The organism is Aeromicrobium sp. Root472D3 (genome assembly GCF_001426485.1).
Lineage (GTDB): Bacteria > Actinomycetota > Actinomycetes > Propionibacteriales > Nocardioidaceae > Aeromicrobium.
This window is the reverse complement of the sequence record NZ_LMET01000001.1, coordinates 163,573-187,815: the sequence shown is the minus strand read 5'-3', so window position 1 is coordinate 187,815 and position 24,243 is coordinate 163,573. Positions and strand designations below refer to the sequence as shown.

Sequence of the window (24,243 nt, the reverse complement as noted above, 5' to 3'; positions counted from 1 at the left end):
CGCCCCATGGATCCCCTCTTCACCGAGACCGGGCTGTTCCTCTGTCTCGAAGGCGGCGAGGGGGCCGGCAAGTCGACGCAGGCCGCGCTGCTCGTCGAGTGGCTCGAGGGCCTGGGCCACCCCGTCCTGCTGACCCGCGAGCCCGGCGGCACCGACGTCGGGCAGGTCCTGCGCCGCATCGTGCTCGACCACGACACGGGGGTGCTGTCGCCCCGCACCGAGGCCCTGATCTACGCCGCCGACAAGGCCGAGCACGTCGACCGGGTCGTGCTGCCGGCACTGGCCGACGGCACCGTGGTGCTGACCGACCGCTACGTCGACTCGACGCTGGCCTACCAGGGGGCCGGTCGCGAGATCGGTGTCGCCGAGCTCGAGGCCGTAGCGCGCTGGGCCACGTCCGAGCTGCGCCCGCACCTGACGATCGTGCTCGACATCGACCCGGCGATCGGCCACACGCGGTTCGAGGGCGCCGACCGCATCGAGTCCGAGCCGTTGGCGTTCCACCAGCGGGTGCGCCAGCACTTCCTCGACCTCGCGGCGGTCGATCCCGCGCACTACCTCGTCGTCGACGCGGGCCGCACGCCCGACGAGATCCACCACGAGGTCCGCGCCGCCGTCGAGCCGTGGCTCGCGCAGGTCGGCGCCCCGTGACCACGTCGACGACGTCGGTGTGGGCCGATCTGGTCGGTCAGGAGCCCGTCGTCGAGACGCTGCGCAGCGCCGTGGCCTCGGCGTCGGGCGACGGCCGCTCGATGACGCACGCCTGGCTCTTCACGGGCCCGCCCGGCTCGGGGCGGTCCAACGCCGCGCTGGCCTTCGGCGCGGCGCTGCAGTGCGAGCGCGGCGGCTGCGGGCAGTGCCACTCCTGCACGACGGCCATGGCGGGCAGCCACCCCGACATCACCGTCATCACGACCGAGGGGCTGACGATCGGCGTCGACGGCATCCGCGAGTACGTGCGCGCGTCGTCGTTGCGGCCGGCGCTGGGCCGCTGGCAGGTGCTGATCGTCGAGGACGCCGACCGTCTGACCGATCAGGCCGCCGCGGCGCTGCTCAAGGCGATCGAGGAGCCGTCGAAGCACACGGTCTGGATGCTCTGCGCGCCCGCGGCCGACGACGTCATGATCACGCTGCGGTCGCGGTCGCGCTCGGTCGTCCTGCGCACGCCCGGCACGGCGGCGATCGCCCGCCTGCTGGTCGAGCGTGACGGCGTCGAGCCGGCCATGGCCCAGGCCGTCGCGGCGGCGTCGCAGGGCCACATCGGCCGGGCGCGCGGTCTGGCGCGCGACGCCGACGCCCGCCAGCGGCGACGCATGATCCTGTCGATCCCGCTGTCGATCCGCGGCCTCGGCGACTGCATGTCGGCGGCGCAGCGCGTCAGCGACGAGGCGACGGCGCGGGCCGCGGCGTTCTGCGACGCCGCCGACGAGCGCGAGCTCGCCGACGTCCGGCAGGCGTGGGGCGTCGAGGAGCGCGGCCGCCGTCCCCCCGGCTACGCGGGTGCCACCGCGACCCTCGAGAAGGACCAGAAGCGCCGCCGCACCCGGCTGACGCGCGATGCGATCGACGGCGTGCTGCTCGACCTGCTGTCGTTCTGCCGCGACGTCCTCGCGGTGCAGTGCACCGACGGGGCCGCGCTGGTCAACGCCGACGTCGCCGACGACGTCCACGAGATCGCCCGCATGTGGACGCCCGAGTCGACCATCGGCGCGATCGATGCCATCGTCGAGTGCCGTGCCGCCCTCACCGCCAACGCCGCCCCGCTGCTCGCCCTCGAGAGCATGATGATCGGACTCCGTCGATGACCCGTGCCCGCACGACCCTCGTGCTCTCCGTCGTCCTGGCGCTGCTGGTCGGCGTCGCCGTCTACGCCGCCTTCGCGACCCGCTCGTCGGGCGGGTTCGACGAGCCGACGCCGCTGAAGGCCGGGGCGCCCGAGGGCCTGTCGTCGTTCTACACGCAGGACCTCACGTGGTCCGACTGCGACGGCGGCCGTTGCGCCTGGGTCACGGTGCCGATCGACTACGACGAGCCCGACGGCGCCACGACCCGGCTGCGCATGGTCGTCTACCCCGCGACGGGCGACAGCACGCGCAGCGTCTTCGTCAACCCGGGTGGTCCCGGCGGGTCGGCGATCGACTTCGCCGCCACCATGAAGAGCTCGCTCGGCGACGACGTCCGCCGCTCGGCCGACGTCGTCGGCGTCGACCCGCGCGGCGTCGGGCTCAGCTCGCCGCTGACGTGCCTGTCCGACAAGAAGTTCGACGCCTACGCGGCCGGCGACCCCGATCCCGACGACGCCGCCGAGATCGCGGCGTCCCGCGCCGCGGGCACCGCGCTCGGCGAGGCCTGCCTGGCCAACTCCGGCGAGCTGGCGGCCCACGTGTCGACCGTCGAGGTCGCCCGCGACATGGACGTCGTCCGCGCCCTGCTGGGTCGCAGGACGCTCGACTGGTTCGGCGCCTCGTACGGCACCGAGCTCGGCGCGGTCTACGCCGAGCTGTTCCCCGACAAGGTCGGTCGCATGGTGCTCGACGGCGCGGTCGACCCGACGCTCGGTCCCGTCGAGTCGAGCTTCGCGCAGGCCCAGGGCTTCCAGCGGGCGCTCGCGGCCTATGCCGCCGACTGCGTGACGTCCGACGACTGCCCGCTCGGCGACGACGCCGACGCCGGCGTCGCCAAGATCGCCGACCTGATGCAGCAGCTCGACGCGAAGCCGCTGCCGGGGGGCAGCGGTCGCGAGCTGACCGAGGGTCTCGCGTTCTACGGCGTCGCCGTGACGCTGTACGACAAGGAGACGTGGCCGTACCTCACCCAGGCCCTGACCGCGGCCTTCAAAGGCGACGGCTCGGTGCTGGTGGCCCTGTCGGACGCCTACTTCGAGCGCAAGCCCGACGGCACGTACGCGAGCAACGGCGGCCAGGTCATCAGCGCCGTCAACTGCCTCGACAGCCCCGGCGGGCTGACGCTGGCCGACGTCGAGAAGCAGACCCCCCGGTTCGTCGAGGAGTCACCCGTGTTCGGACGGGCGCTGGCCTTCGGCGCGCTCGGCTGCACCGACTGGCCCATCGAGTCGGCCAACCCGCTGCCTCAGATCGACGGCAAGGGCGCCCCGCCGATCGTCGTGGTCGGCACGACCCGCGACCCGGCGACCCCGTACGAGTCGGCCGAGGCGCTGGCCGAGCAGCTCGACTCGGGCGTGCTGCTGACGCGCGACGGCGACGGCCACACGGCCTACCTGTCGGGCAACTCGTGCATCACCCGGGCCGTCGACTCCTACCTGGCCGACGGAACCGTCCCGAAGGCCGTCACGACCTGCTGATCGGCCCGCTGGGTCGCTGACCCGAGAATCGGGATTCGTCCGCGCCGACGCGGACAAGTCCCGATTTCTCCGTCGTCCTCCGAGGGAGTCGGCTCAGCCGCGGATGTCCTCGTGGTGCCGGATGACCTCGGCGATGATGAAGTTCAGCAGCTTCTCGGCGAAGGCGGGGTCGAGGTCGGCGTCCAGCGCCAGGCCCTTGAGCCGGGTGATCTGACGCTCCTCGCGGGCCGGGTCGGACGGCGGGAGGTCGTGCTCGGCCTTCAGACGTCCGACGCGCTGCGTGTACTTGAAGCGCTCGGCCAGGATGTGGATCAGTGCCGCGTCGATGTTGTCGATGCTGGCGCGGATCTCCTCGAGCTCGGCGCGCGTCGTGTCAGTCACGCGTGCGAGTCTACGGTGACCGGCCCGGTGTGTGCCCCGGGTCGGCACGGGGTAGAGTTTCTCTCGGTTCGGCGGGCGATCCCCGGCGGACCGTGGCCGCCTTAGCTCAGTCGGTAGAGCGTTTCACTCGTAATGAAAAGGTCGTCGGTTCGATTCCGACAGGCGGCTCCACGCACGGCACGATGACGACCAAGACCCCGGACCGCGTCGGCCCGGGGTCTTTCGCGTGGGGGGCCGGCCGCTCGCCCCACACCTGGTCGCGTTGTTCCCACGTGGCACGACGGAGCCCACCCACCCCGAAGGGGCAGGTGGGCTCCGGTCGTGCTCGGGACTACTTCTTCAGGAAGTCCAGCAGTGCCGCGTTGAACTCGGCGGCGTGGCTGACGTTGAAGCCGTGGGGTGCGCCCTCGACCACGACGAGCTCGCTGCCCGAGATGGCCTCGGCGGTGCGCTTGCCCGAGACCTCGAACGGGACGACGGCGTCGCCGTTGCCGTGGATGACGAGCGTCGGCACGTCGACCTTGGTCAGGTCGTCACGGAAGTCGGTGCGGCCGAATGCGCCGATGCACGCGACCAGCGCCTCGTCACGAGCGTGCTGCTCGAGCGCGATGGCGTCCTGACGCTGCTGGTCGGTGACCTTCAGCTCGCCGTCGACGCTGAAGAAGTTCGTCGTGAACCCGTCGAGGAAGTTCTCGCGGTCGGTGCGCGCGCCGTCCTCCATCTCCTGGACGTCGGACTCGGCGAGGCCGCCGTCGGGGTTGTCGTCGGTCTTGAGCAGGTACGGCGGGACGGCGCCGGCGAAGACGACCGAGTGCAGGCGGTCGGTGCCGTTCGTGCCGATGTAGCGGGCGATCTCGCCGCCGCCCATCGAGAAGCCCACGAGCGAGGCGTCCGTCAGGTCGAGCGAGGTCAGCAGGCCGTCGAGGTCGGCCGCGAACGTGTCGTAGTCGTAGCCCGACTCGGGCTTGTCGGACTCGCCGAACCCGCGGCGGTCGTAGGTGATGACGCGGTAGCCGGCCTCGGTGAGCGCCGGGACCTGCTCGGACCACGAGGCGCCCGAGAGCGGCCAGCCGTGGATCAGGACGACGGGACGACCGTCGCCTCCGGAGTCGGTGATGTGCAGCGAGATGTTGTTGACGTCGATGTCAGCCATGATGCCCCTTCGGTGAGATATCTTGTGCACTAGACAATCTGCCACCGGGGCGGAGACGTCACAACTCGAAGCCGGGAGAAGGCATGACGCGCAGTACCCCCGAGCAGGTCGACGACGCGCTCGACGCGCTGGTCTGCTTCGACCTCTACGTGGCGTCCCGGGCCATGACGCGCCGCTACCGCCCCGTGCTGGACGAGCACGGCATCACCTATCCGCAGTACCTCGTGGTGCTCCACCTCGGTTCGGCAGGACCCAGCACGATCAAGGGCGTCGCGCAGGCCCTGCGCCTCGACCACGCGACGCTGACGCCGATCATCCGCCGCATGGAGGGCAGCGGGCTGCTGGTCCGCGAGCACGACGAGGCCGACCGTCGATCGGTGCGGCTGACGCTGACCGACGCCGGCCGGGCGGTCCACGCCGCGTCCGACGAGGTGCAGTGCACGATCCGCGACGACCTCGGCATGACGCCCGACGAGCTGCGCGACCTGCAGACGACGCTGCGCAGGGTCGAGCAGGCCATGACCGCCCGGGTGCGGGACGGCGGTGGGCTCACAGCCGGATGACGGTGGCCCCTCCGGCACCCGATCCGAGCTCGTCGAGACCCGCGAGGCGGTGGGGGACGTCGTCGAGACCGATGGCCTCGCGGATCAGCAGGTCCGGACGCAGCCGTCCCGCGGCGATCTCGTCCATCATCGGCGGGTAGTCGTGCGCGGCCATGCCGTGGCTGCCGAGCACCTGCAGCTCCGAGCCGATGACGGTGCCGATGAGGTCGGCGAGCGGTGCGCCGGCACCGGCCACGAGCCCGATCTGCACGTGGCGCCCGCGCGTGCGCAGGCTCGCCAGCGACTGCGTCACGACGGCCTCGTGCCCGATCGCGTCGATCGAGACGTCGGCGCCACCGCCCGTGAGCTCGCGGACGACCGACGGCACGTCGATCTCGCGGGGGTCGAGCAGCGTCGTCGCCCCCACCGACGCCGCGAGCTCGAGCGACGCCCGCGACACGTCGACCGCCACGACCCGCGCGCCGCGGGACGCCGCGACCATGACGGCGGCCAGGCCCACGCCGCCGCACCCGTGCACCACGACCCACTCCTGGTCGGTGACCCGCCCGACGAGGACGACGGCCCGGTACGCCGTCGCGAAGCGGCAACCCAGGCTCGCCGCGACGTCGAACGACATCGCCGACGGGATGCGCACCAGGTTGACCTCGGCACGCTCGATCGCGACGAGGTCGGCGAACGACCCCCACCCCGTGAAGCCGGGCTGACGCTGGTCGTCGCAGACCTGGTGGTCGCCGCGGCGGCACGACGCGCAGACGCCGCAGGCGATCACGAACGGCGTCGTGACGCGGTCGCCGACCGTCCACGACGTGACCTGCTCGCCGACCTCGGCGATCGTCCCGGCCAGCTCGTGACCCGGGACGTGCGGCAGCGAGATGCCGGCGTCGTGGCCCCGCCAGCCGTGCCAGTCGCTGCGGCACAGCCCGGTGGACGCGACGCGCACGACCACGCCGTCGGGTGGGCAGGTCGGAGCCGGAGCCTCGACCACGCGGGGCAGCTGACCGAACTCGTCGAACATCACGGCGCGCATGACGGCCAGCCTAGGGGCGGCCTCGGCGGTCATCGTCGGAGACGCTGCCACCACCGGGGTGCGTCGGGGCCGGTGTGGCCCGTGCACCACTCCTCGTCCGGCACCATCGCCCTCACCGAGGCGACGTGCTGGCCGCACCCGGCCCACGTCGTCCTGCCGCACGTCCTGCACCGGACGGGTCTGCACATGGTCTCTCCTCTGGTCAGTGGTGCGCGAAGGTGATGGTGGGCAGTGCCCGCCGCAGCCACGCGGGGGCGTACCAGGCCGCATGGCCCGTGAGTCGCAGCAGCACGGGCAGCAGCACCAGCCGGACGACGAACGCGTCGAGCAGCACCGCGACGCCCAGGACGACACCCATCTCCTTGGGCGGCAGCGGGCCGGACAGGGCGAAGGTGAAGAACACGACGACCATGACGGCGCCCGCGGCGAAGATCACCCGGCCGGAGTGCGCGAGGGCGCCGACCATCGCCTCCTTCGGGTCGCCCGTCCGCTCGTAGTGCTCCTTGGCCGAGGCCAGCAGGAAGACCGTGTAGTCCATCGCGATCGCGAAGATCATCGCGAAGAAGAAGACCGGCGCCCACGCGTCGAGGAACCCCTGGCTCTCGAAGCCGAGGACCCCGGCGCCCCAGCCGTCCTGGAAGACCAGTCGTGCGACACCGAAGGCCGCGGCGGTCGACAGCAGGCTCACGAGCGTGCCGAGCAGCGCGATCAACGGCGCCTGCAGGGCGACCAGCAGGAGCACGAAGCCCAGGGCGAGCACGACGCCGATCACGAGCGGGGTCGACCGGTCGAGCTGGCTCTTGAGATCGATGTTCTCCACGGCGGCGCCTCCCACCAGAGCCGTGTCGGGCAGCTCGGAGCGCAGGCGGTCGACCGTCGTCGCCAGTGCCGGGTCCGACGGGTCGACGGTGGGCACGGCCTGGACGATCGCGAGCCCGGAGCCGTCGGTCGCGAGCCGTGCGGGCTGGGCCCCGGCGATGCCGGGATCGGAGACGAGGACGCTCGAGGCGGCCTCGGCCTGCGACGCCTCGACGACGACCTGGAGCGTGCCCGGCGCGCCGTCGCCGAAGGCGTCCTGCACCCGGTCGTACCCGACGCGTGCCGAGGCGTCGTCCGGCAGGACGCCGATCGACGGCATCGAGGTCCTCAGGCCGACGACGGGCGAGGTGAGCGCGAGGAGGACGATCACGGAGGCGGCGCCCCAGGCGGCGGGTCGCTGCCACAGCCGTTCGCCCCAGGCCGCGAAGCGACGCGACCGGTGCTGGCCCGTCGTGACCCATGGCAGGGAGAAGCGGTCGATGCGGCGGTCGAGCGCGAACAGCACGATCGGCAGCAGGGTCAGCGTCGCCGCCAGGACGAACACGACCGAGATCATGATGCCGCCGGCCATCGAGCGGAACGACGGCGAGGGGACGAGCATGACCGCCGACAGCGAGACGAGGACGGTCAGCCCGGACAGCAGCACGGCTTTGCCGGCGGTGTCCATCGTCTCGGCGACGGCTCGTCGTGCCGTCAGCCCCGCACCCATCCGGGCGGCGCGGTAGCGGACGACGAGGAAGAGGGCGTAGTCGATGCCCAGGGCGAGCGAGAACATCATCGCGAAGTTCATGGCCCAGATCGAGACGGGCACGAGCTCGTTGATCAGCACGAGCGAGCCGGCGGAGGCGACCAGGCCGGCCAGCGTCAGCAGCAGCGGGAGGCCGGCCGCCACGAGCGCGCCGAAGGCGATGACGAGGATCGTCAGGGTCAGGGGCCACGAGATCATCTCGGACGTCAGCATCGCCTCGAGATTGGCCTCGTTGAAGTCGGACCACAGCAGCGAGGAGCCCGTCGGGTCGACCTCGATCCCGTCGCCGGAGAGATCCTGCAGCGGCTGCTTGAGATCGGTCGCGACCCGCACCATCTCGTTCGTGTCGACGCCGGCCCCGGCCATGACGATCGCGGTGAGTCCGTCGGCGCTGAGGGTCGCCCCGGCCTGGGGCGCGACGACGTCGGCGATGCGGGGCTCGGCCTCGAGCCGGGCCGTGACGGCGGCGATCACCTCGGCGCCCCGTCCCTCGGTGACGGGGCCGTCGTCGCGGTGCACCACGACCTGGATGGCCGACGAGGCCTGACCGCCGAAGTGGGTGCGGGCGAGCTCGCGAGCCTCGACGGACGGTGAGCCGTCCGCCTGCCAGCCCGCGCCCGACAGCTCGCTCTCGACCCGTGGGGCGAAGACACCCAGGGCGACCACGACCAGGATCCACCCCGCGGTGACGAGACGGGCGTGCGCGACGAGCCACAGGCCGAGTCGTCCGAGGGGGCCGGGCCGGGTCGCGGAGGTGTCGAGCCGTGGGGGAGTCGAGGTCGTCGTCATGGGGTCCGTCCTGCGAGGTTCGGGTGTCGTGTGGTGGATGTGACAACCCCCCGGGGGGTTATGACGTGACCGTAACACATCCCCCAGGGGGGATGTAGGATCGGTGTGAACACCCCCGAGCACGAGGAGCGACCATGACATCGATGACCATGACCACCGCGACGACCAGGACGTACGACGAGACCGTCGCCCTGGTGCGTCGACACCTCCCCGACGTGGGCTTCGGCGTCCTGACCGAGATCGACATGCAGGTGACCCTCAAGGCCAAGCTCGGCGTCGACGTCGAGCCGCAGATCATCCTCGGCGCCTGCCGGCCCGAGCTCGCGCACGCCGCGACCCAGGCCGACCCGTCGGTCGCGGCCCTGCTGCCGTGCAACGTCGTCGTCCGCGCGCACGGTGACGAGACGATCGTCGAGACGCTCGATCCACGGGTCATGACGACGATGGCGCCGGGGGGCGCCGCGCTGCAGGACGTCGCCGAGGACGCGCGCCGCCGCCTCACCGAGCTGCTCCGCCTGGTCGGGAACGCCTGATGGCCGACGCGGAGGCGATGGGCCTGGACCCCGCCGAGATCAAGGCCATCATCACCCGCATGAAGCGCGCGCACGGACATCTGGGCAGCGTCATCCGGATGATGGAGGAGGGGTCCGACTGCGAGTCCGTCCTGACGCAGCTCGCGGCCGTCAACAAGGCGCTCTCGCGCGCGGGCTACGCGATCGTCTCGACCGGGATGCAGCACTGCATCGCCCAGGGCGACGGTCTCGGTGGGGTGGACGCCCAGAAGATGGAGAAGCTCTTCCTGAGCCTGGCGTGAGGGGGCGTTCCGGTAGGCTGGTGTGAGGTGCGCCGGGAAGTCTGGTCGGCATGACGTCGTCGACCCCCATTGGAGCCCGTTCTCGTGAATGACCACCGCTCGTCCCGTTCCCTGCTGTCCCGCGGCAGCTGGCCCGAGGCGCAGCGCATCGCCGAGCTGATGCGCAAGGAGACCGTCGGGGGCGCCCTGCTGCTGGTCGCGACCGTCGTCGCACTGGTGTGGGCCAACTCGCCCGCCGGTGGGTCGTACGAACGTCTGTCCGAGACGCGCATCGGTCCGTCGGCGCTGCACCTCGACCTGACGCTCGCGACCTGGGCCGCCGACGGCCTGCTCGCGATCTTCTTCTTCGTCGTGGGTCTCGAGCTCAAGCGCGAGTTCGTCGCGGGCGACCTGCGCGATCCCAGCCGGGCTGCGCTGCCGGTCGTCGCCGCGGTCGGCGGCATGGCCGTCCCGGCCCTCGTGTTCGTCGCGGTCAACGCCGGCGGAGGCTCCGACCTGCGCGGCTGGGCCATCCCGACCGCGACCGACATCGCGTTCGCGCTCGCCGTGCTGGCCGTCGTCAGCTCGCACCTGCCCGTGGCGCTGCGGACGTTCCTGCTGACCCTCGCCGTGGTCGACGACCTGCTGGCGGTCACGATCATCGCGATCTTCTACACGTCCGACCTGCAGGTCGGGTACCTCGCGGCGGCGCTGGTGCCGCTGGCCCTGTTCGCCGTCGCGGTGCAGCGGCGCATCCGCTCGTGGTGGCTCCTGCTGCCGCTGGCGGTCGCGACCTGGGCGCTGATGCACGAGTCGGGCGTGCACGCGACGGTCGCGGGCGTGCTGCTCGGCTTCGCGGTGCCGGTGCTGCGTCGCGACGGCGGCGACGGCATCGGCCTGGCCGAGCACTTCGAGCACCTCGTCCGTCCGTTGTCGACGGTCGTGGCGGTGCCGGTGTTCGCCTTCTTCGCCGCGGGCGTGGCCGTCGGCGGCCTGTCCGGTCTGTCGGAGGCCCTGCGCGATCCCATCGCCCTCGGCATCATCGCGGGCCTGGTCGTCGGCAAGACCGTCGGCATCTTCGGCACCACGGCGCTGTTCGCCCGCTTCACCCGCGCCCGTCTCGACGACGAGCTGGCGTGGACCGACGTGTTCGGCGTCGCGGTCCTCGCGGGGATCGGCTTCACGGTGTCGTTGCTGATCGGCGACCTCGCCTACGGGCTCGGGTCAGATCGTGACGACCACGTCAAGGTCGGGGTCCTCACCGGATCGCTCCTCGCGGCGGTCCTCGCGGCGGTCGTGCTGCGGCGCCGCGACAAGGTCTATGCGCGCATCGCCGAGCGCGAGGCGATCGACGCCGACGGTGACGGCGTGCCCGACGTGTACGGCACCTGAGGTCGTCCCCTCAGCCCGAGAGGGCGTCGACGACCTTCTGCACCCGCGCGGCCCGTGTCGCCGCCTTCTTGGCGTCCACGACGGTCCGGACGTGCTCCTTCGCACGTCCGGGCGGCAGTGCGTCGAACGCCTCTCGCAGTCCTGCGGAGTCGAGCGCGGCGGCGAGGTCGTCCGGCAGGTCGGGGCGGCGCGGCGAGGTGTCGTGCCGGAGCGTCACGTCGTGATCCTCGCCCCCGGCGACCCCTGCCGCCTCACGGACGGCCCTGGACACCGGGACGAGGAAGCGACCGCCCATGGTGGCGATCGTCGAGGGGTACGTGTGGCCGTTGAGCGTCACCGTCACGGGCACGCGATGACCGGCACCGAAGCCCAGGACCACGTCCTCGGGCACCTCGATGCCGACGTTGTTGCCCATCTGCAGCAGTCGTGTGGTGAACGTGACCACGTCGAGCACCTCCTCGATCCCGTGGGACGAATCCTAGGCGCGGGTGCCCGCCGCCACCTTCGGTTTCGGTGAGCCCGTCCGTGCCGACGGTGCGAAGGGCGCGACGGCAGCGAGCAGCGCCACCGTGCCCGCCGCCACGAACGCTGCCGACGATCCCGTCGCCGGGATCGCGCCGCCGAGCGCCGCCGCGCCGAGCGCCTGGCCCAGCACCAGCACGACGAACAGCATCGACGTGCCGGACGGTGCGTGGCGCGGGTCGATCGCGGTCGTCCACGCGATGAGCGCGCCGCTGCCCGCGGTGTAGCCCCAGCCGAACGCGACGCACGCCAGAAGCGCCGGTGCGCCGGTGGACACCCCGATGGTCGCGGTGGCCGTTCCCGTCACCAGGGTCGTGAGGCACCAGGCGGCGCGCGGGGAGAGAGACCCCATGGGCCCGGCCGAGGCGACCACCGCGGTGCCGCCGACGCCGATCGCGATCCATGCCAGCACCGAGGCCTGCTCGCCGACGCCCGCCGCGACGAGGTGGGTGCGGCCGAAGCTCCAGACGGCCGCCGATCCCGCGCCCATCAGCAGGGCGGACGCGATCGGCGCACGGTGCGACGCCAGCCAGGCGCGCGACGGCAGCGGGCGTCGTCCGCCGTCCGTGGGGGCGTCCCGACCCCGGTCGAGCAGCAGCACGGCGGCACCGACGGCGACGGTGGACCCTGCGACGAGGTACCAGGCGAGCCGCCAGTCGGGCAGCAGGACGAGGGCCAGCAGGCCTGCGCCCACCAGGCCCGGTCCGGTTCCGGCGTTGACGACGGCCTGGTGCCGCGCGTCGTCGGTCGCCGCGACGGTCCGCCGCACGATGCTGACCAGGGCGGGGGAGGCCAGCCCGGCCCCCGTCGAGGCGAGCACGGCGGCGATCCCGAACACCGACGGGCCCGGAGCCGCGGCCATGCCGGCAGAACCCACCGCCGCACCGGTGATCGCGGCGACGATCAACCGCCTCGGGCGGGAGGACGCCCAGACGAACCCCGCGGCGGCGCCGGCGCAGTAGGCGACGGACGCGCCGGCCGAGATCAGTCCCGACGCTGTGGACCCGAGCCCGAGCGAGGCCTGGACGTCCGGCAGGAACAGGCCGTACGCCAGGCGGACGAGGCCGTAGGTCGCCGCGACGAGTCCCAGGCCCGACGCGACGAGGGCTGCGGGGCGGGCTCCCTCAAATAAAAACGTACGTTTCACTTCGTCGAGTCTAGGCTGAGACCATGCCCCTGCGCACCTCCACCGAGACCAGGCTGCTCGACGCGGCCGACGAGCTGTTCTTCTCGCAGGGCATCAACCTCACGCCGGTGGACGCCGTGCTGGCGCGGGCCGGGGTCTCGGCCGCGACGATGTACCGCGGCTACGCCAGCAAGGAGGCCCTCGTGGCGGCGACGCTCGAACGCCGCCACCGCGCCTGGATGGACGTGTGGCGCGACGCGGCCGACGAGGCGGCGACGCCTCGCGACGCGCTGCTGGCCGTGTTCGACGCCCTCGACCGGTTCGGCGCGCGCCCGCTCGGCGCCCGGTGGTGCGCCTTCCTGGGGGCGGCGGCCGAGTACCTCGACCCGCCCGACGAGATCGTGCTGGCCCTCGCGCGCGACACCGACACCCTGCGCGACGGGCTGCGGGACCGCGCGGCACCGGTCGTCGGCGACGGCGCGGCGTCCGCCGTCGCCGAGCAGCTGCTGCTCGTCGTCAGCGGCCACCTGGCGATGCGGCTGCGGCGGGACGACCTCGACACGTCCGTCGCCCGCTCGGTCGCCGTCGCCCTGCTCGACGCGGCGTGGGCGAACGGACGGGCCCGGGGCTAGGGCGCGTCGAGCTCGGTCGCGAGCAGGCCCAGGAACTCGTCGGCCATCGCGAGCTGGCGCTCGAGCCGGGCGCGCCGCTCGGCGGCGTCGCGCTGCACGTCCGCGAGGTGCTCGCCGGCCCGCGCGCGGTCGTCGGCACCGGCGCCCGGGTCGCGCAGGGCGGCGAGATCGGCCATGACGGCCTTCATCTCGTCGAGCGTGAAGCCCAGGGGCTTCATGCGACGGACGAACAGGATCCGCTCGACGTCCTCCTCGGCGTAGAGCCGGAAGCCTCCCTCGGAACGCCCGGACGGAACGACCAGCCCGACGTCCTCCCAGTGCCGGAGGCTGCGCAGCGACAGATCGGTGCGGGCCGCGACCTCGCCGATGTGCATCGCCATGGACGTCCTCCACCATCGGTTGTGGACCAACCCTTACGTTGCGGTAGAGTTGTGTCCAGACTTCGCCGGCGCATCGCCGGCACCACCATGGTGGCCCATCGCGCGGCCGCCCCCGCACACGACCTCGCGCCCACGGGCGCGTCCCAGGAGAAGCCTGTGTCACCTCGCACGTCCCCCCGATCCCCCCACGCCGAGGGCAGCGTCCTGCACGCACTTCGGTCGCCCAAGCTGCTGCGCACCGAGGTGCTCGCCGGCCTCGTCGTCGCGCTCGCGCTGATCCCCGAGGCGATCTCGTTCTCGATCATCGCGGGCGTCGACCCGCGGGTCGGCCTGTTCGCCTCGTTCACGATGGCCGTCGCGATCTCGTTCCTCGGCGGCCGGCCGGCCATGATCTCGGCCGCGACCGGAGCGATCGCCCTGGTCATCGCGCCGGTCATGAAGGAGCACGGCTTCGACTTCCTCATCGCGACGGTGCTGCTCGGCGGAGTGATCCAGGTCGTCCTGGCGGTGCTGGGCGTCGCCAAGCTCATGCGGTTCATCCCGCGCTCGGTCATGGTCGGCTTCGTCAACGCCCTGGCGATCCTGATCTTCGAGGCGCAGATCGACCACATGATCGACGTCCCGTGGGCCGTCTACCCCATGATCGCCGTCGGCATCGCGGTGATGGTCGGCTTCCCGCGCATCAACGCCGTGATCCCCGCGCCGCTGGTCGCGATCGTCGCGCTGACCGCGTTCACGGTCGTCGGTGCGATCAACGTGCCCGACGTCGGCGACGAGGGCAAGCTGCCCGACAGCCTCCCGGCCTGGTTCGTGCCCGACGTGCCGTTCACCCTCGAGACGCTGCAGATCATCGCGCCGTACGCCGTCGCGATGGCGCTGGTCGGGATCCTCGAGTCGCTACTGACCGCCAAGCTCGTCGACGACATCACCGACACGCACTCCGACAAGACCCGCGAGGCCTGGGGCCAGGGCGCCGCCAACGTCGTCACGGGCTTCTTCGGCGGCATGGGCGGCTGCGCCATGATCGGCCAGACGATGATCAACGTGAAGGCGTCCGGTGCCCGCACGCGCATCTCGACGTTCCTCGCGGGCGTCTTCCTGCTCGTCCTCGTCGTCGGCTTCGGCGACGTCGTCGCGCTGATCCCGATGGCGGCCCTCGTCGCCGTCATGATCATGGTGTCGGTCGGCACCTTCGACTGGCACTCGATCCAGCCGTCGACGTTGCGCAGGATGCCCAAGAGCGAGACCGCCGTCATGGTGGCGACGGTCGTCGTGACGGTCCTGACGCACAACCTGGCGATCGGCGTCGGCGTCGGCGTGCTGGTCGCGATGACGCTGTTCGCCCGCCGGGTCGCGCACCTCACCGAGACCCACCGCAGCGTCGGCACCGGCCCCGACGGCGCGCCCCAGGCGGTCTACACCGTCACGGGCGAGCTGTTCTTCGCCTCCAGCAACGACCTCTACACGCAGTTCCAGTACGTCGACGACCCCGAGCACGTCGTGATCGACCTGTCGCGGTCGCACATCTGGGACGCCTCGACCGTCGCGTCGCTCGACGCCATCACGACCAAGTACGAGCGCAAGGGCAAGACCGTCGAGATCGTCGGCCTGGACCCCGCCAGCGCCGAGCGCCACGGACGCCTGACGGGCGGGCTGTCCGGCCACTGAGGGCGGCGCCGCGGGCTCAGCGGCGCAGGGCGCCGAGCCGCTCGAGGGCGTCGGCGATCACCTCGGGACGCTTGCAGAACGCCCACCGCACCAGGGGGCGGCCCGCCTCGACGTCGTCGTGGAAGACCTGCTGCGGGACGGCGACGACCCCCGCCCGCTCGGGCAGCGACCGGCAGAAGTCGATCCCGTCGTCGAAGCCGAGCGGACGGATGTCGGTCGTGGCGAAGTACGTGCCCTGCGGCACGAACACGTCGAAGCCGATGTCGGCCAGCCCGGCGCTCAGCAGGTCGCGCTGCGACTGCAGCCGCTGCGTGAACGCCGCGAAGTAGTCGTCGTCGGCGTCGAGCGCGTGCGCGATCGCGGGCTGCAACGGTGAGCCCGACGTGAACGTCAGGAACTGCTTGGCACCGAGCACCGCCCGCACGAGCGGTGCGGGACCCGTGGCCCAGCCGATCTTCCAGCCCGTGAACGAGAAGCTCTTGCCGCCGCTCGAGATCGTCAGGGTGCGCTCGGCCATGCCGGGCAGCGTCGCGATCGGGACGTGCGGCACGCCGTCGAACGTCAGGTGCTCGTAGACCTCGTCGCTGATCACGACCAGGTCGTGCTCGATCGCGAGGCTCGCGACGGCCTCGAGCTCGGCGCGGTCGAGCACCGTGCCGGTCGGGTTGTGCGGCGAGTTGAGCAGGATCGCGGTCGTGCGGGGCGTGACGGCGGCCCGCAGCTCGTCGACCGGCAGACGGAAGTCGGGCGCGCGCAACGTCACGGGGCGCCGGACGGCCCCCGCCATCTGGATCATCGCGACGTACGAGTCGTAGTACGGCTCCAGCACGACGACCTCGTCGCCCGGGTCGACCAGGCCCAGCAGGGCCGCGGCGATCGCCTCGGTCGCACCGGTCGTGACGGCGACCTCGTCGTCGGGGTCGACGGTCAGGCCGTAGAAGCGGCCCTGGTGGGCGGCGATCGCGGCGCGCAGCTCGGGCACCCCCGCGCCCGGCGCGTACTGGTTGCGGCCCGATCGCAGGGCGTCGACGGCTCGGTCGACGACGTCGTCCGGGCCGTCGGTGTCGGGGAAGCCCTGCCCCAGGTTGACGGCACCCGTCCGGGCGGCCAAGGCGCTCATCTCGGCGAAGATCGTCGTCCCGAGCCCGGCGATCCGCGTGCTGGAGGTCTTCACCCCCCGACTGTATCCGCGGACGTCCTCGGCCGATTCGTGTGCGGGCGACCCTCCCCGGTCCTACGCTGGGCCCAGGTCAGGTCATGCAGGACCGGTGCCGAGGGTCGGGAGTCCCTCGTGGCGCCGGACGTCGGGCACGGGAGCCCCGACGTCGCAGTGGGTCGGCACGACCGTGGGAGGACCGTCCGAAGGGGATCGCCGTGAGCGCGACACGACTGTCGTCCGCCTCCGTGCCGACCACCCTCGACGCGCGGCAGCAGCTGGTCGCGAGCCGCTTCACGTTCGGCGTCGACGAGCAGGTCGTGACCGACCTGCGGGCCGCCGGGGGCTGGCAGCAGTGGTTCGAGCGCCAGCTCGCGCCGACCCGACTCGTCGACACGGCGGGCACGCGTGTCAGGTCGTGGTTCCCGCTGCTGGCCGACACGCCGGACGCGGCCTGGGCCCGGGTGACGCGCGAGGAGAAGAGCGCGTGGGACTTCGGCTACGACCTGTCGAGCTACACCCTCGCCCGCAAGATCGTCGCCCGCCGCCAGGTGCAGGAGGTCATGGCCGACTTCTGGTCGAACCTGCTCTACATCCCCGCCGGCGAGGACCGGTCGTTCCCGTGGCGCCCCGCCTTCGACGACGTGATCCGCCGCCACGCGCTGGGCCGCTTCCGGCTGATGCTGCGCGAGGCGATCGTCCACCCCGCGATGTCGGGCTGGCTCAACAACTCGTCCAACACCAAGAACGGCATCAACGAGAACCTCGGGCGCGAGCTGCTCGAGCTGTACACCGTCGGACGCCCCGCGGGCTACGACGAGGCCGACGTCAAGAGCTCGGCGCGCATCCTGACGGGCTTCAAGGTCAAGGTGTTCGACGGGTACGCGGCCTCCTACGACCCGCGTGACCACTACGTCGGCGCCGTCTCGGTCATGGACTTCACGCACCCGAACGCCCAGGCCGACGGACGTCCCGTGGTCGCGGCGTACCTCGACCACCTGGCCCGGCACCCCGCGACGGCCCGGCGGCTCGCGCGACGCCTGTGCCTGCGGTTCGTCTCCGACACCCCGTCCGACGAGATCGTGACGGCCGTCGCCGACGCCTACCGGGCGTCCGACACCGACATCCGCGCGACGCTGCGCGCCCTGGTGCGTCACCCCGAGTTCGCAGCCTCGGCGGGCCTCAAGGTCCGCACCCCGACCGAGGACGTCGTCAACTGCGCCCGCGTGCTGGGCACCAGGCCCGTCGCCGCCGACGACGACGCGGCGTTCGCGCGGCACGTCGTCTGGATGAGCGGCACCGTGGGCCAGAAGCAGTTCGACTGGCCCCGCCCCGACGGCTTCCCCGAGACGTCGACGACGTGGACGTCGCCGGCCCGCATCGTCCGCAGCTGGAACATCCACTACGCCCTGGCCGGCAACTGGTGGGGGGCCAAGGACGTCTCGATCCCGGCGCGCGCCGAGCTGATGCCGGCCGCGTGGCCCCAGACGCTGGGCCAGCTGACCGATCACCAGTCGCGCATGCTGCTCGGTCGCCCCGCGACGGCCGCGCTGCGCAAGGGCGTCGCCGACGCCCTGAACACGACGGAGGGCCGCAGCTTCAAGGACGCGACCGCGGTCTCCGACTGGACGTGGACCGTCGTGCGCGGCTCGGTCCTCAACGCTCCCGAGGGGATGCTCCGATGAGCACGGTGCCGAACGACGACGTCTGCGGCTGCGACGACTACGGCGTGAGCCGGCGATCGATCCTGAAGGCCGCGGGCCTCGCCGCGATGGCGGGCGTCACGACCTCGATGTTCGGCGACGTCCTGACGTCGACGGTCTACGGCGCCACGGAGGGCAACATCCTGGTCGTCGTGTCGTTGCGCGGCGGCGCCGACGGGCTGTCGATGATCGTGCCGCACGCCGAGCCCGCCTACTACGCGGCCCGGCCCACGACGTCGATCGCGTACGACCGGCTCCTGCGCCCGAACGCGACGTTCGGCCTGCACCCGTCGTTCGCGCCGCTGCAGGGCATGTGGGCCGCGGGACAGGTCGCGGGGCTGCACGCGATCGGTCTGCCGTCGCCCAACCGCAGCCACTTCGAGGCGATGGAGCTGCTCGAGGACGCCGACGCCGGCAGCTCGGCGCGCATCGGCTGGATCAACCGGATGATCTCGGGCCTGTCGGCCGCGCCCGACCTGTTCGACGGCATGCAGATCGGGTCGACCGTCACCCCGACATCGCTCGTCGGCCCCGCCCCGAGCCTCGCGACCGGCGGCTTCGACGACCTCCAGCTGCCGTTCCACACCGACGCGACGATGATGCAGCGGGTGTCGTCGTCGCTGCAGGCGCAGTACGCCGGCCACCAAGGCCCCCTCGGGCCCGCCGGCGTCGACGCGCTGACGCTCGGCCGTCGTGCGTCCGACATCGCGAGCGCCGTCGGTGCTGGCGCGCCGTCGGGCGTCACGTACCCGAAGTACTCGGCGCTCGGCGAGGCGCTCGGCTCGACCGCCGGGCTCATCCGGGCCAAGGTCGGCGTCAAGGCCGTCGCGGTCGACGCCGGCGGCTGGGACCACCACGTCGACCTGCAGTGGCGGGTCAAGGACAGCATCGCCGACCTCGCGGCGTGCCTGGCGGCGTTCTTCACCGACCTCGGTCCGGACGCCTCTCGGGTCACGGTCGTGACGCTCAGCGAGTTCGGCCGCCGGCTCACCGAGAACGGCTCGCGGGGCGTCGACCACGGCTACGGCAACGCCGTCCTGGCCCTCGGCGCCGGAGTCGTCGGCGGCTACTACGCGCGCTGGCCCGGTCTCGGGACCGTCCAGCAGGTCGACGGCGACCTCGCCATGACGACCGACTACCGCGCCGTCCTGATGGAGGTGCTGGGCTCGCGCTTCTCGTCGCTCGACCTCTCGAAGGTCTTCCCGGGGGTCGCGCGGGCGCCCCTCGGCTTCATGCGCTGACGCTGCCCCTCCTGCGGCCTACGATGACGCGGATGAGCGACCTTCGCAGGACCCGCGGTGCCGTGGCGGCGGGATTCTTCCTGCAGGGGCTGGTGTTCGCCGCGATCGTGACGCAGGCCCCGCGCATCAAGGACCGCTTCGGCATCGACGACGGCGGACTGACGGCGATCCTCGTGCTGGTCGCCGTCGTGTCGGGCGTCGGCAGCGTGCTGGCGGGCGTCGTCGCCGAGCGCCGCTCCAGCGCGGTGGCCTTCCGCATCGCCCTGCTGACGATCGGGGCCGGCGCCCTGCTGGTCGGGCTCGCGCCGTCGACCCCCCTGCTGGCGGTGGCGTTCGTGGTCTACGGGCTCGGCGTCGGTGCGGTCGACGCCGGCATGAACATGCAGGGCGTCCGCGTGCAGGAGGCCCACGGCCGCAGCATCATGGCGAGCTTCCACGGCCTGTGGTCGGTCGGCGGCATCGTCGGGGCGCTGTACGCCGCGGGCGTCGCCGAGATCGACGTGCCGTTCGCGGCGTCCCTCGCCGCCGTGGCCGCCGTGACGTGGCTCGTCTCGACCGCAGCGGCCCCCCACTTCGTCGACGCGCGCGAGCACGACCCCGGGCTGTCGTCGGCCGGACTCGACCTGCCGTGGCGCCCGGTGCTGGTCTTCGGCCTGGTCGTGCTGGTGTTCTACGCCGCCGACACCGGCACCCTGACGTGGAGCACGGTCTACCTCGAGGACGCCCTCGACGCCTCGACGTCCGTCGCACCGCTGGCCTACGGCGCCTACCAGGCCGGCGCGCTGGTCTCGCGCTTCGGCGGCGACCTGGTCGTCCGCCGGCTGGGGGCCGCCGCGGTCGTGACGATCGGGACGAGCATCGGCCTCGCGGGCCTGCTGACGGTCGTGGTCTCGCCCCTGCCGGTCGTCGCGATCGCGGGCTTCTTCGTGACGGGTCTGGGCCTGGCGATCCTCGCGCCGCTGGCGTTCGCGGCGCTCGCGGCGGCGGTGCCGCCCGCGGCCCGCGACGTCGCGATCGCGCGGATGAACATCGCCAACTACCTGGGCGCGATCCTGGGGGGAGGGCTCATCGGGGCCGCGGCGACGGCGGACCACCTGAGGTGGGCGTTCGTGATCCCGCTCGTGACCGTCCCGGTCGTCCTGCTCACGGCCCGCTCGTTCCGGACGACTCGCTCTGGTCGACCGGTGTGAGGACATAAGTCGGCCCACCGTTCTCGGGGGGTGAAACGGTGGGCCGACAACAGGCGCCGACGGCGTGAAGCACACCGACCCTGCACCTCCGATGATAGAGGGGCCGCGCAAGCCGCGCAGGCGATTGCGGAAAATCGCCGAGAAATTCTCGACGGCCGGGCACGGCGGCGTCCCGGATGGGAGAATCCAACCCATGACCGCCACGATCGCGCCCACCGGGCCACCGCGACCGTCCCGTCCGGGGCCGGTGCGACGGATCGTCCTGCTGCTGGGCATCGCGATGATCCTGGCCGGCATCGGCTTCCTGCTGTTCTGCGCGTGGCAGTACTACGGCACCAACGTCATCGCCAAGCAGAAGCAGGCCGAGGTCAAGCAGGCGATCTCGAGCAGCTGGGACAACGGCGTCGACGGCGACGACGTCGGGTTGCTGCGCGTCGAGCGGTTCGGCCGCGACTACGAGCAGCCGATCGTGAAGGGCTTCGGCGACAAGGCCCTGGCCTCGGGCGTCGGCTGGGACCCCAAGAGCGCCGACCCTGGCGAGATCGGCAACTTCGCGATCGCGGCCCACCGCGTCACGCACGGCGAGCCGTTCACCAAGTTCCCCCAGCTCAAGAAGGGCGACGAGGTCGTCGTCGAGACGCGCCGCAGGATCTTCACGTACAAGCTGCGCAACTCCGGCACGTCCATCACGGTCGACTTCTCGGTCGGCTGGCCGCTGCAGCGCGTGCCCGACCCCGACGCGGCCGGCGAGCGTCCGACCGAGGCGGTCATCACGATGCTGACGTGCTCCGAGCTGTTCCACACCCGCAACCGCAGCGTCGTGATCGGCGACCTGGTCTCCACCGAGGACAAGCGCACCGGCAAGATCGTCACGGCCCTCTGACCGTCCGCACCGGGGCCTAGGGTGGTGCCCATGCACGACTACCAGCGCGACTTCATCGAGCTCGCCCTCGATCTCGAGGTGCTCCGCTTCGGCGAGTTCACCCTCAAGTCGGGGCGCACGTCGCCGTACTTCTTCAACGCGGGCCTGTTCGACACGGGCGCCCGGCTCGCGGACCTCGGTCGGTTCTACGCCGACGCCATCGTCGAGAGCGGTCTGGCGTTCGACGTCCTGATGGGCCCGGCCTACAAGGGCATCCCGATCGCGTCGGCGGCGGCGGTGCAGCTGTCGGCTCACCACGACCTCGACGTGCCGTGGTGCTTCAACCGCAAGGAGGCCAAGGACCACGGCGAGGGCGGGTCGATCGTCGGCTCCCCGCTGCGGGGCCGCACGCTGGTCGTCGACGACGTCATCACGGCCGGCACCGCGATCCGCGAGGTCGAGCAGATCGTGTCCGCCGCGGGGGCCACCCTGGCGGGCATCGTCGTCGCGGTCGACCGGCAGGAGCGGGGGGCGGACAGCGAGCTCTCGGCGATCCAGGAGGTCGCACGCGACTTCGGCGTGCCGGTCGTCTCGATCATCACGTTCGACCAGATCATCGAGTTCGTCGAGCAGACCGGACGGCACGCCGAGCACCTCGGATCCGTGCGGGCCTACCGCGAGGAGTTCGGCGTCTCCGCATGAGCGAGCCGACCGGGCCCACGGAGCCGGTGGGCGTCGGGCCGTGGCCGGGGGAGTGGCCAGCGGGCGACCACTACGACCCCGAGCTGCTGGCCGGCGGCGACCGGCGCAACGTCGTCGACGGCTACCGCTACTGGACGCTCGAGGCGATCGTCGCCGACCTCGACCGACGCCGGCACCCCCTGCACGTCGCGATCGAGAACTGGCAGCACGACTTCAACATCGGCTCGATCGTGCGCACGGCCAACGCCTTCGCGGTGGCCGAGGTGCACATCGTGGGCCGCCGGCGCTGGAACCGTCGCGGCGCGATGGTGACCGACCGGTACCAGCACGTGCGGCACCACGAGTCGGTCGACGTCTTCGCGCGGTGGGCCGCCGGCGAGGGTCTGCCGGTGCTGGGCATCGACAACGTCGAGGGATCGGTGCCGATCGAGTCGGCGACGCTGCCCGCGGCGTGCGTCCTGCTGTTCGGCCAGGAGGGTCCGGGCCTGTCGGCCGAGGCGCGGGAGGTCAGCGAGCAGACCCTGTCGATCGCGCAGTTCGGGTCGACGCGGTCGATCAACGCCGGCGCCGCCGCCGCGATCGCGATGCACGCCTGGATCCGCCAGCACGCCACGCCCTGACCCGCGAGCGGCGCAGGGCTGGCGGGCCGCGGTGCGGCAGCCGACCATCCTGCGCCACTCGCGGGGTGCCCCTAGGCTCGACGCATGAGCTCTCGCGTGGTCGTCATCGGTGGGGACGCAGCCGGCATGTCGGTCGCGTCGGGCGTGCGGAAGCGCCTCGGCGACGACGACGAGGTCATCGTCCTCGAGCGCGGCACCTGGACGTCGTACTCGGCCTGCGGCATCCCCTACTGGGTCGCCGGCGACGTCGACTCGGCCGACGACCTCGTCGCCCGATCGCCGGAGAAGCACCGCGAGAACGGCATCGACGTCCGCCTGGGCGTCGAGGCGACCGCGATCGATCCCGCGGCACGGACCGTGTCGGTCCGCGACGGCGATCCCGTGCCGTACGACCGGCTGGTGATCGCGACGGGTGCCGAGCCCCTGCGCCCCGACCTGCCGGGCATCGACGGCGACGGCATCCACGGCGTCCAGTCGCTCGACGACGGCCAGGTGATCCTCGACGAGCTCGCGAAGCAGCCGCGGCACGTCGTCGTGGTGGGCAGCGGCTACATCGGGCTCGAGATGGCCGAGGCGTGCGTCGCGCGCGGATTCGACACGACCGTCGTCGAGCGGGCACCGACCGTCATGCCGATCATCGAGGCCGAGCTCGGCGACCAGGTCGCCGAGGCCATGAAGAAGCGCGGCATCCACCTGCGCACCGGCGTCGACGTCGAGGGCTTCGCGCTCGACGACTCGGGCCGCGTCGCGGGGGTCGAGACCGACGACGGCACCCTGCCGGCCGACCTCGTGATCCTGGGCCTCGGGGTATCGGCGCGGTCGTCGCTCGCGGACGACGCGGGGCTGCCGCTGGGCGCGAAGGGCGGCATCGTCGTGGACGACCGTCAGCGGGTCGAGGGCTTCGACGACATCTGGGCCGCCGGCGACTGCGTCGTCACGCGCGACCGCACCACCGGCGAGCTGATCCACCTGCCGTTGGGCACGCACGCCAACAAGCAGGGCATGGTCGCGGCCGACAGCCTCGCCGCCGACCTGCTGGGCGAGGAGCCGCGGCTGACGTTCCCGGGCGTCGTGCAGACCGCGATCACCAAGTTCTGCTCGCTCGAGATCTCCCGTACCGGTCTGGGCGAAAAGCAGGCGCGCGACGCCGGCTTCGACCCCGTCGTGGTGTCGAAGGAGACGTCGAACTGGGCCGGCTACATGCCGGGGGCCGGCAGCATGACGGTGCTGATGGTCGCCGACCGGTCGACCCGGCGGCTGCTCGGCGCCCAGATCGTCGGCGCCGAGGACGCTGCGCTGCGCATCGACGTCGCGGCCACGGCCGTCGTCGCGGGCATGACCGTCGACGACGTCGTGATGCTCGACCTCGCGTACGCGCCGCCGTTCTCGTCGGTGTGGAGCCCTATCCAGGTCGCGGCGCGGGCCGCCGTCAAGGCGCTCGCAGGGTAGTCCGT

24 protein-coding genes and 1 tRNA gene are annotated in these 24,243 nt (G+C 72.3%); 17 read left to right on the top strand and 8 right to left on the bottom strand.

Features of this window, described 5'->3' with window-relative positions:
- The first annotated feature begins 6 nt into the window (after positions 1–6).
- Genes tmk through ASD10_RS00950 form a run of 3 tightly spaced genes read left to right on the top strand, consistent with a single transcriptional unit; the run spans position 7 to position 3,322 of the window.
- A complete protein-coding gene (gene tmk / locus ASD10_RS00960) occupies positions 7–651 on the top strand; it encodes a dTMP kinase (protein WP_056603328.1) in 645 nt (214 codons plus the stop codon).
- The gene (locus ASD10_RS00955; RefSeq protein WP_056603325.1) at positions 648–1,805 is read left to right on the top strand and encodes a DNA polymerase III subunit delta'; all 1,158 of its coding nucleotides are present in this window, start codon (positions 648–650) and stop codon (positions 1,803–1,805) included. Before tmk ends, ASD10_RS00955 begins: the two co-directional genes overlap by 4 nt.
- Positions 1,802–3,322: an alpha/beta hydrolase gene (locus tag ASD10_RS00950; RefSeq protein WP_056603322.1), complete on the top strand. Its 1,521-nt coding sequence runs from the start codon at positions 1,802–1,804 to the stop codon at positions 3,320–3,322. The genes ASD10_RS00955 and ASD10_RS00950 overlap by 4 nt, the downstream gene beginning before the upstream one ends.
- A gap of 93 nt (positions 3,323–3,415) precedes the next feature.
- On the opposite strand, the gene ASD10_RS00945 is transcribed toward ASD10_RS00950, so the two are convergent.
- The gene (locus ASD10_RS00945; protein ID WP_056603319.1) at positions 3,416–3,703 is read right to left on the bottom strand and encodes a chorismate mutase; all 288 of its coding nucleotides are present in this window, start codon (positions 3,701–3,703) and stop codon (positions 3,416–3,418) included.
- Between the two features lie 95 nt (positions 3,704–3,798).
- Here ASD10_RS00945 and ASD10_RS00940 point away from each other — a divergent pair.
- A tRNA-Thr gene (locus ASD10_RS00940) sits at positions 3,799–3,874 on the top strand.
- A gap of 160 nt (positions 3,875–4,034) precedes the next feature.
- On the opposite strand, the gene ASD10_RS00935 is transcribed toward ASD10_RS00940, so the two are convergent.
- Positions 4,035–4,856: an alpha/beta fold hydrolase gene (locus tag ASD10_RS00935; protein WP_056603316.1), complete on the bottom strand. Its 822-nt coding sequence runs from the start codon at positions 4,854–4,856 to the stop codon at positions 4,035–4,037.
- A gap of 83 nt (positions 4,857–4,939) precedes the next feature.
- Here ASD10_RS00935 and ASD10_RS00930 point away from each other — a divergent pair, with 83 nt between their 5' ends.
- Complete coding sequence (locus tag ASD10_RS00930; protein WP_056603313.1) at positions 4,940–5,419, top strand: MarR family winged helix-turn-helix transcriptional regulator; 480 nt, start codon at positions 4,940–4,942, stop codon at positions 5,417–5,419.
- Here ASD10_RS00930 and ASD10_RS00925 read toward each other — a convergent pair.
- Positions 5,406–6,446, bottom strand: coding sequence for an alcohol dehydrogenase catalytic domain-containing protein (locus ASD10_RS00925; protein ID WP_056603310.1), 1,041 nt, complete (start codon positions 6,444–6,446; stop codon positions 5,406–5,408). The genes ASD10_RS00930 and ASD10_RS00925 overlap by 14 nt on opposite strands.
- 202 nt (positions 6,447–6,648) lie before the next feature.
- A complete protein-coding gene (locus ASD10_RS00920; RefSeq protein WP_056603307.1) occupies positions 6,649–8,802 on the bottom strand; it encodes an MMPL family transporter in 2,154 nt (717 codons plus the stop codon).
- A 134-nt stretch (positions 8,803–8,936) separates the two neighbouring features.
- Here ASD10_RS00920 and ASD10_RS00915 point away from each other — a divergent pair, with 134 nt between their 5' ends.
- From ASD10_RS00915 to nhaA, 3 genes are all read left to right on the top strand, one after another.
- Positions 8,937–9,335 (top strand): DUF302 domain-containing protein, encoded by a 399-nt coding sequence (locus ASD10_RS00915; RefSeq protein ID WP_056603304.1) that lies wholly within the window; start codon positions 8,937–8,939, stop codon positions 9,333–9,335.
- Between the two features lie 17 nt (positions 9,336–9,352).
- Complete coding sequence (locus ASD10_RS00910; protein WP_056609750.1) at positions 9,353–9,616, top strand: metal-sensitive transcriptional regulator; 264 nt, start codon at positions 9,353–9,355, stop codon at positions 9,614–9,616.
- An 84-nt stretch (positions 9,617–9,700) separates the two neighbouring features.
- The gene (gene nhaA / locus ASD10_RS00905) at positions 9,701–10,987 is read left to right on the top strand and encodes a Na+/H+ antiporter NhaA (protein ID WP_082555940.1); all 1,287 of its coding nucleotides are present in this window, start codon (positions 9,701–9,703) and stop codon (positions 10,985–10,987) included.
- Positions 10,988–10,997: 10 nt separating this feature from the next.
- Here nhaA and ASD10_RS00900 read toward each other — a convergent pair whose 3' ends face one another.
- Positions 10,998–11,432 carry a YdeI/OmpD-associated family protein gene (locus tag ASD10_RS00900; protein WP_056609748.1) on the bottom strand — a complete coding sequence of 145 codons (435 nt, stop codon included), beginning with the start codon at positions 11,430–11,432 and terminating at the stop codon, positions 10,998–11,000.
- A gap of 33 nt (positions 11,433–11,465) precedes the next feature.
- Positions 11,466–12,656 carry an MFS transporter gene (locus ASD10_RS00895; protein ID WP_056603298.1) on the bottom strand — a complete coding sequence of 397 codons (1,191 nt, stop codon included), beginning with the start codon at positions 12,654–12,656 and terminating at the stop codon, positions 11,466–11,468.
- A gap of 23 nt (positions 12,657–12,679) precedes the next feature.
- On the opposite strand from ASD10_RS00895, the gene ASD10_RS00890 reads away from it, so the two are divergent.
- On the top strand, positions 12,680–13,267 hold the full coding sequence (locus ASD10_RS00890) for a TetR/AcrR family transcriptional regulator (RefSeq protein WP_056603296.1): 588 nt from the start codon (positions 12,680–12,682) through the stop codon (positions 13,265–13,267).
- Here the strand turns inward: ASD10_RS00890 and ASD10_RS00885 are convergent.
- Entirely contained in the window at positions 13,264–13,647 is a 384-nt protein-coding gene (locus tag ASD10_RS00885) for a MerR family transcriptional regulator (protein WP_056603294.1), read from the bottom strand. The two genes, ASD10_RS00890 and ASD10_RS00885, sit on opposite strands and share 4 nt — an antisense overlap.
- 156 nt (positions 13,648–13,803) lie before the next feature.
- Between ASD10_RS00885 and ASD10_RS00880 the strand changes: the two genes are divergently transcribed.
- Positions 13,804–15,315, top strand: coding sequence for a SulP family inorganic anion transporter (locus tag ASD10_RS00880; RefSeq protein ID WP_056603292.1), 1,512 nt, complete (start codon positions 13,804–13,806; stop codon positions 15,313–15,315).
- A 16-nt stretch (positions 15,316–15,331) separates the two neighbouring features.
- Here the strand turns inward: ASD10_RS00880 and ASD10_RS00875 are convergent, their stop codons facing one another.
- Positions 15,332–16,489 (bottom strand): pyridoxal phosphate-dependent aminotransferase, encoded by a 1,158-nt coding sequence (locus tag ASD10_RS00875; RefSeq protein WP_082555938.1) that lies wholly within the window; start codon positions 16,487–16,489, stop codon positions 15,332–15,334.
- 200 nt (positions 16,490–16,689) lie between these two features.
- Between ASD10_RS00875 and ASD10_RS00870 the strand changes: the two genes are divergently transcribed.
- From ASD10_RS00870 to ASD10_RS00840, 7 genes are all read left to right on the top strand, one after another.
- On the top strand, positions 16,690–18,156 hold the full coding sequence (locus tag ASD10_RS00870) for a DUF1800 domain-containing protein (protein ID WP_162248809.1): 1,467 nt from the start codon (positions 16,690–16,692) through the stop codon (positions 18,154–18,156).
- Positions 18,153–19,415, top strand: coding sequence for a DUF1501 domain-containing protein (locus tag ASD10_RS00865; protein ID WP_056603286.1), 1,263 nt, complete (start codon positions 18,153–18,155; stop codon positions 19,413–19,415). The genes ASD10_RS00870 and ASD10_RS00865 overlap by 4 nt, the downstream gene beginning before the upstream one ends.
- A gap of 32 nt (positions 19,416–19,447) precedes the next feature.
- Positions 19,448–20,605, top strand: a complete 1,158-nt coding sequence (locus ASD10_RS00860; RefSeq protein ID WP_162248808.1) for an MFS transporter — start codon at positions 19,448–19,450, stop codon at positions 20,603–20,605.
- A 193-nt stretch (positions 20,606–20,798) separates the two neighbouring features.
- Positions 20,799–21,488: a sortase domain-bontaining protein gene (locus ASD10_RS00855; protein WP_162248807.1), complete on the top strand. Its 690-nt coding sequence runs from the start codon at positions 20,799–20,801 to the stop codon at positions 21,486–21,488.
- Between the two features lie 30 nt (positions 21,489–21,518).
- The gene (gene pyrE, locus ASD10_RS00850) at positions 21,519–22,169 is read left to right on the top strand and encodes an orotate phosphoribosyltransferase (RefSeq protein ID WP_056609745.1); all 651 of its coding nucleotides are present in this window, start codon (positions 21,519–21,521) and stop codon (positions 22,167–22,169) included.
- On the top strand, positions 22,166–22,789 hold the full coding sequence (locus ASD10_RS00845; RefSeq protein ID WP_056603277.1) for a TrmH family RNA methyltransferase: 624 nt from the start codon (positions 22,166–22,168) through the stop codon (positions 22,787–22,789). Before pyrE ends, ASD10_RS00845 begins: the two co-directional genes overlap by 4 nt.
- Before the next feature lie 84 nt (positions 22,790–22,873).
- Positions 22,874–24,238, top strand: coding sequence for an FAD-dependent oxidoreductase (locus ASD10_RS00840; protein WP_056603274.1), 1,365 nt, complete (start codon positions 22,874–22,876; stop codon positions 24,236–24,238).
- The last annotated feature ends 5 nt before the right edge of the window (positions 24,239–24,243 follow it).